This window comes from Citrobacter freundii complex sp. CFNIH9 (assembly GCF_002903305.1).
In the GTDB taxonomy this organism is placed as follows: Bacteria; Pseudomonadota; Gammaproteobacteria; order Enterobacterales; family Enterobacteriaceae; genus Citrobacter; species Citrobacter portucalensis.
In genome coordinates this window covers 194,317-200,651 of the sequence record NZ_CP026241.1, presented here as the reverse complement: position 1 = coordinate 200,651, position 6,335 = coordinate 194,317, and the positions used below count along the sequence as shown (strand labels likewise).

4 protein-coding genes and 1 pseudogene are annotated in these 6,335 nt (G+C 55.4%); 4 read left to right on the top strand and 1 reads right to left on the bottom strand.

Features of this window, described 5'->3' with window-relative positions; translation table 11 throughout:
• Positions 1-692: 692 nt before the first annotated feature.
• Positions 693-1,390 (bottom strand): IS1 family transposase gene (locus tag C2U43_RS27210; protein ID WP_223216367.1). Its coding sequence is split into 2 segments (ribosomal slippage): positions 693-1,141 and positions 1,141-1,390, totalling 699 coding nucleotides; the frame shifts between segments, so codons are not numbered across the junction.
• A gap of 269 nt (positions 1,391-1,659) precedes the next feature.
• Between C2U43_RS27210 and C2U43_RS27205 the strand changes: the two genes are divergently transcribed.
• From C2U43_RS27205 to C2U43_RS27190, 4 genes and pseudogenes are all read left to right on the top strand, one after another.
• Positions 1,660-2,682 (top strand): IS110 family transposase, encoded by a 1,023-nt coding sequence (locus C2U43_RS27205; protein WP_001567660.1) that lies wholly within the window; start codon positions 1,660-1,662, stop codon positions 2,680-2,682.
• A 246-nt stretch (positions 2,683-2,928) separates the two neighbouring features.
• Positions 2,929-3,684, top strand: a pseudogene (locus C2U43_RS27200) (ABC transporter substrate-binding protein); the annotation flags it as partial.
• Between the two features lie 64 nt (positions 3,685-3,748).
• Entirely contained in the window at positions 3,749-5,281 is a 1,533-nt protein-coding gene (locus C2U43_RS27195; RefSeq protein ID WP_008322240.1) for a sugar ABC transporter ATP-binding protein, read from the top strand.
• A complete protein-coding gene (locus C2U43_RS27190; RefSeq protein ID WP_004113181.1) occupies positions 5,268-6,287 on the top strand; it encodes an ABC transporter permease subunit in 1,020 nt (339 codons plus the stop codon). The genes C2U43_RS27195 and C2U43_RS27190 overlap by 14 nt, the downstream gene beginning before the upstream one ends.
• Positions 6,288-6,335: the final 48 nt, after the last annotated feature.

Below are 6,335 nucleotides of genomic sequence, written 5' to 3'. Positions count from 1 at the left end.
CAAAATACTCACTCAAAAGCAGGAACAGTGCCTGCCTGAACCCTCACAGCCCCTCCCCACCACTGAAAAGCGAGGCCGCCCCGGGCCAAAGGCCCGGAACAACATCGCTTTAAATGCTGGATGATGTAACTAAACATTTAAGTTGCTGCCAGTAACATCGCGGCAGGTTCTCAGTACAGCCCCCGGGCACCGGCTTCGCCGGCACCACGGCTCCGGAAATCACGCCCTGTACGTCGCAAGCGCCGTACAGCCCGCTCACCGGAGTTAAAAGGGCTTAATGAAACCACATCATGGCTATCAGCGGGTTATGGCTTAGCAGGGCGAAGGGATGGATTGGTGGAACCTGTCAACAGCGTAACCGGCTGCGCCGGGCTACGGCGCCATTAACAACCGTGCTCTGGTCAACTTCTGAGGGCGCCTCTATGCGCCTCTGGCGCATTCCCGGAATGCCTGCGCACTGCTCGGCATTCTTAACCCGAATATTGAAGCTGCATTTCCGGCTACGCCGGGTCCCGGCGCCACTCACCATCAGTATTCTGTTTACCACCTGATGGCGCCTCCATGCCGCCTCGCGGCATTCGTGACCACCGCTTATGCTCAGCAGTAGAAATACTGACGTTAAGCCTCTGCCGTAGTATATTTTCGCGATTATCCTTAGCTACGGCTAAGGCTGGCCGGGTAATGACTCCAACTTACTGATAGTGTTTTATGTTCAGATAATGCCCGATGACCTTGTCATGCAGCTCCACCGATTTTGAGAACGACAGTGACTTCCGTCCCAGCCTTGCCAGATGTTGTCTCAGATTCAGGTTATGCCGCTCAATTCGCTGAGTGTAACGCTTGCTGATTACGTGCAGCTTTCCCTTCAGGCGGGATTCATACAGCGGCCAGCCATCCGTCATCCATACCACGACCTCAAAGGCCGACAGCAGGCTCAGAAGACGCTCCAGTGTGGCCAGAGTGCGTTCACCGAAGACGTGCGCCACAACCGTCCTCCGTATCCTGTCATACGCGTAAAACAGCCAGCGCTGACGTGATTTAGCACCGACGTAGCCCCACTGTTCGTCCATTTCAGCGCAGACAATCACATCACTGCCCGGCTGTATGCGCGAGGTTACCGACTGCGGCCTGAGTTTTTTAAGTGACGTAAAATCGTGTTGAGGCCAACGCCCATAATGCGGGCGGTTGCCCGGCATCCAACACCATTCATGGCCATATCAATGATTTTCTGGTGTGTACCGGGCTGAGAGGCGGTGTAAGTGAACTGCAGTTGCCATGTTTTACGGCAGTGAGAGCAGAGATAGCGCTGATGTCCGGCAGTACTTTTACCGTTACGCACCACGCCTTCAGTAGCTGAGCAGGAGGGACAACTGATGGAGATGGAAGCCACGGGAGCACCTCAAAAACACCATCGTACACTAAATCAGTAAGTTGGCACCATTACCGCATTTTCAGAGGTTTGACCTTAATCGGATAACCTAAATGCGATACTGCAAGAGCGACAACTTAAAAGCGATAGCCACTGACGCAAAATCAACCCCTTACGAACCAAGATTGGTTAAATAATGCGCTTAACGAATGGAAGGGACTTCCCCTGATTATGCGCCTGATTAACTCTTGTGCAATCATGGGGTAAACACAACCCCGGAGGGATTCGTTATGACCATTACTACTGTCGGTATCGATCTTGCTAAAAATGTGTTCGCTGTTCATTGCGTTGACCAGAATGGCAAAACCGTTCTGGTTAAATCCAGAGTAACCCGCGCAGCTCTTCCCGGGCTGATTGCTGGTTTGCCGCCCTGTGTTATCGGGATGGAGGCGTGCTCCGGGGCTCATTACTGGGCAAGACTGTTTCGGCAGTATGGTCATGAGCCGCGTCTGATGGCCGCTAAATTTGTATCGCCTTACCGCATGGCTGGTAAATCAGGGAAAAATGATGCAGCTGATGCTCAGGCTATCTGCGAGGCGGTTCGTCGCCCACATATGCGGTTTGTGCCGGTTAAGGATGAGAGCCAGCAGGCAATGCAGTGTCTGCATCGTACCCGACAGGGTTTTATCGAAGAGAAAACAGCAACATATAATCGTCTCCGGGGGTTGATATCTGAATTCGGCGTTATCGCCCCACAAAGTACAGATGCCCTGCGCCACATAGTTTTTGAGCAGAAGAATTCTTTACCACTTCAGGTTCAGCAATGTGTTGATGATTTGCTGGAGCACGTTGCTCGCATTGAAGATAACATCGCTGAATATGACCGAATTTTGTCCCGCATGGCCAAAACAGATCATCGCAGTCAGCGGCTGATGGAATTGAAGGGCGTTGGCCCCACAACGGCCTGTGCGCTGGTCGCCAGTATCGGTAATGCACATGATTTTAAGAATGGGCGCCAGCTGGCAGCCTGGCTGGGACTGACACCATCGCAGTACAGCAGCGGCGGAAAGTCGAAGCTTGGCAGGATAACGAAAGCTGGCGATTCGTATCTGAGAACACTTCTGGTTCAGGGTGCCCGCTCGGTACTGATCGGGGCGGAGAAAAGGACTGATTTATTCAGTCGTTGGGTCTGCTCACTGGTCGAACGCAGAGGATACTGGCGCGCTGTTGTTGCCATCGCTGCCAAAAATGCAAGACTGTGCTGGGCATCATTGCATTACGGTGATGATTTCAGGTTGTACTCAGCTAGCTAAAGTACAAAGCTGTATGACCATCTGTTCTGCAACTCGTTGATGATAAAGGGTTAGACCCCGTGAGGTATATCTGCTTATTGTACAGGGCAAGTGTACCCGACTAACGAACTAGAGCCTCACGAGCGTCTTTCATCAGGGTCCGAATCGATGACGATTCATCATGACCGTTTATAGTACCGCAGTCTCTCCCCTTTATTTTTTTACTATAGTGCAGACAGAAACCGTAAACACCGGCGTTGACATGCCGGGGAAGCCCTTATAGTACAAGATGCGCAGGTCGATCTAGCAAACCAGAACACGCAGATTGACGCCTTTATTCAGCAGAAAGTGGATCTGATCATTATTTCCGCCGTCGATGAGTCCGGCATCGAGCCGGCCATTCAGCGGGCAAAAGCCGCCGGAATTATCGTTATCGCGGTCGATACGCCCGCCAGGGGCGCTGACGCGGCGATCATGACCAATGCCATCCAGGCCGGCGAAACCTCCTGCGAATATCTGTTCAGCCAAATGGGCGGCAAAGGCAAAGTGCTGCTGGTGGACGGCACGCCGATTCAAACCATTATTGACCGCATCAAAGGCTGTAAAAACGTCGCGCAAAAATATCCAGATATCAAAATCGTCGGGCAGCAGGCATCCCGCAACGACCGCGCTTCCGGCCTGATGGTCACCACCGATATGCTCACCGCCAATCCGGATGTCTCCGGTATTTTCGGTATGAACGATCCTGCGGCGCTCGGCGCGGTGCTGGCCGTTGAGCAGGCCGGCAAAGCCGGTGCGATTAAAGTCACCGGCGTAGACGGCAGCCCGGAAGCGGTTGAAGAACTCAAGCGCAGCGGCTCACCGTTTATTGGTACCGCCACGCAAAACCCGGGCGAAATGGTGCGCCAGGCCATCTCGCTTGCTCAGGATATGGTTGATGGCAAGCATATTGCGTCCCCTACCGTATTGATCCCCAGCGTGCTGGTCACGCGCGACAACGTAGATAGCTATCCTGGCTGGTAATCACATCATCACTCAAGAGGCAAAAACGGGATGACGATTGGGTTCATCCCGGAGGGCAAAGACAATGGCCGACATCACTTCATCCCCCTTGCTTAGGCTGGAAGGGATTTCAAAACGCTACGGCGCGACCCTCGCACTGAACAACGTACGCTTTGATTTATTCGCCGGAGAGGTCCATGCCCTGATGGGGGAAAACGGCGCGGGTAAATCCACGCTGATGAAGATCCTCTCCGGAAACGAGCAGCGCGATAGCGGCGCGATCTATATCAACGGGCAGGAGATTGATATTCGCACGCCAAGAGATGCGCGCAAATATGGCATCGCCATCATCCATCAAGAGCTGAATACGGTTCCCGATATGACTGTGGCGGAAAATCTATTTCTCGGCCAGGAACAGACCTCTTTCGCCGGTATTCTCGATCGCAAACGGATGCTCCGTGAGGCCCGGGAGAAGCTGGACCGGATTAACGCGGACATCGACCCGCAGGCGCCGCTCGGCTCGTTGAGCATCGGACGTCAGCAAATGGTCGAGATTGCACGCGCCGTCAGTGAAAACGCAAAAGTACTGGTGCTTGATGAGCCGACCGCCGCTCTGTCGCGGGCAGAGACCCTCCAGCTTTACCGGCTTATCGAGCAAATGCGTCAGGATGGGGTCGGGATGGTCTACATCTCACACCGCATGGAAGAGGTATGGCAGCTGGCAAACCGGGTCACGGTGTTCAGGGACGGCACGTGGATCGGCACGGAAACTCTGAGCAGCGTCTCGACCACCGATATCGTACGCATGATGGTTGGCCGTCAAATCGTCGATCTCTATCAGCACGAACCGCGTACGCCCGGCAAAGTACTGCTGGAGGTCGCGGATCTGGCGGGTAGCGCAACCGGCCCGGTCTCCTTTGAGGTCAAAGCGGGCGAAGTCGTCAGCATGTCCGGGCTGGTTGGCTCTGGCCGAACCGAAGTGGCCCGGCTGTTATTCGGCGCCGACCCTCGTAGCCAAGGAAGCGTGCGTATTAACGGCAAGGTAAGCCATCCGTCAGATCCCACCGCCGCCATCGCCGACGGAATCGGGATGGTGACCGAGGACCGCAAAACCCAGGGCCTGTTTCTGGGTCATTCGGTTGAGCACAACATTGATATCAGCTCGCTGGAGAACTTTGTCGCCGGCGGCGTGGTTAAACGCAAAACCATCCGCGCCGCCGTCCTTGAGCAGATGCGACGGTTACGGCTGCGGGAAAATGCGGTCGAACTACCCGTCAGCGCCCTGTCCGGCGGAAACCAGCAGAAAGCGGCGCTGGCGCGCTGGCTGCTGCGCGATTCGAGGCTGCTAATCCTCGATGAACCGACCCGCGGCGTGGATATCGGCGCCAAAAGGGAAATTTACGAACTGATAGACAAACTCGCCCGCGCCGGGAAAGCCATTCTGGTGATCTCCTCCGATTTACCGGAGGCCATCGGCATCAGCGACCGCGTGCTGGTTATGCGCGGCGGCCGAATCGTTCACCAGTTACCCTCATATTCAGCAACGGAAGAAGAAGTGATGCTGCACGCAACAGGAACCTTTACCAGTCAATCCGGAGAATGCCATGGACAACAATAAACCTGTGACGGAACTGCCGGTCAAAGCGCCGTTTGATTTTGCGAAATGGTGGGATCGGGTGGGGATCTTAATCGTTCTGCTGGTGCTGCTGATCCTGATGTCGACCTTTGCACCAAACTTTAACCGCGTCGATAATCTGCTGAATATCGCCCGCTCGATTTCCGTCAACGCTATTCTGGCGGCGGGAATGACCTTCGTCATTTTAACCAGCGGAATTGATTTGTCCGTCGGGTCTATCGTCGCCGTCTCCGGCGTGATCTCGGTGGTTGCGGCGATGGCCGGGATCCCTGCGCCGCTGGCGATTCTGGCCGGCGTGGGCGTGGGCGCGCTCTGCGGTCTGCTGAACGGCGTGCTCACCGCCTATCTCGCTCTCGCGCCCTTTATCGTCACTCTCGGCACAATGACCTTCCTGCGCGGTATGGCCTATACCATTACCGAAGGGCAACCTATTGTATCGAGTAGCCTGAGCTTCCGCGAGCTGGGGAATGGCTATCTCGCCGGCATCCCTGTTCCGGTCATTATTATGCTGGTGGTTTATCTGCTGGCGTGGTTTATTCTTGAGCGCACGCGGTTCGGTCGTCATATCTATGCCGTCGGCGGCAACGCCCAGGCCGCGCGCCTGGCCGGCGTCCGGGTAAAACGCGTACTGGCGGCGGTTTATATGATTGCCGGCGTCTGCGCGGGTCTAGCGGGCATTATCTTCGCCGCCCGGGTCATTTCCGCCCAGCCTACGGCGGGTACGGGATATGAACTGGACGCCATTGCGGCGGTAGTGCTGGGCGGCACCAGCCTCGCCGGAGGACGCGGGCGAATTATCGGCACCCTGATTGGATCGATAATTCTCGGCGTGCTCAGCACCGGCCTGATTCTGCTGAGCGTCCCCTTTTTCACCCAGCTATTGATTAAAGGCATCGTCATCATTCTTGCCGTGGCGATTGACGGACTGAAGCAGCATCCGGAACTGTTTACCTTCTGGCGGAAAAAAGAGATCGCCCGTACCCGCTAGCTTTCCCTGACGCTTTGTTTATCCGCCGCGCTGGCGGCGGGTCTTCGC

Excerpts from the sequence above, each read along its gene's own strand:
- C2U43_RS27205 (WP_001567660.1), top strand. The coding sequence starts at position 1,660 with ATGACCATTACTACTGTCGGTATCGATCTTGCTAAAAATGTGTTCGCT.
- C2U43_RS27195 (WP_008322240.1), top strand. The coding sequence starts at position 3,749 with ATGGCCGACATCACTTCATCCCCCTTGCTTAGGCTGGAAGGGATTTCA.
- C2U43_RS27190 (WP_004113181.1), top strand. The coding sequence starts at position 5,268 with ATGGACAACAATAAACCTGTGACGGAACTGCCGGTCAAAGCGCCGTTT.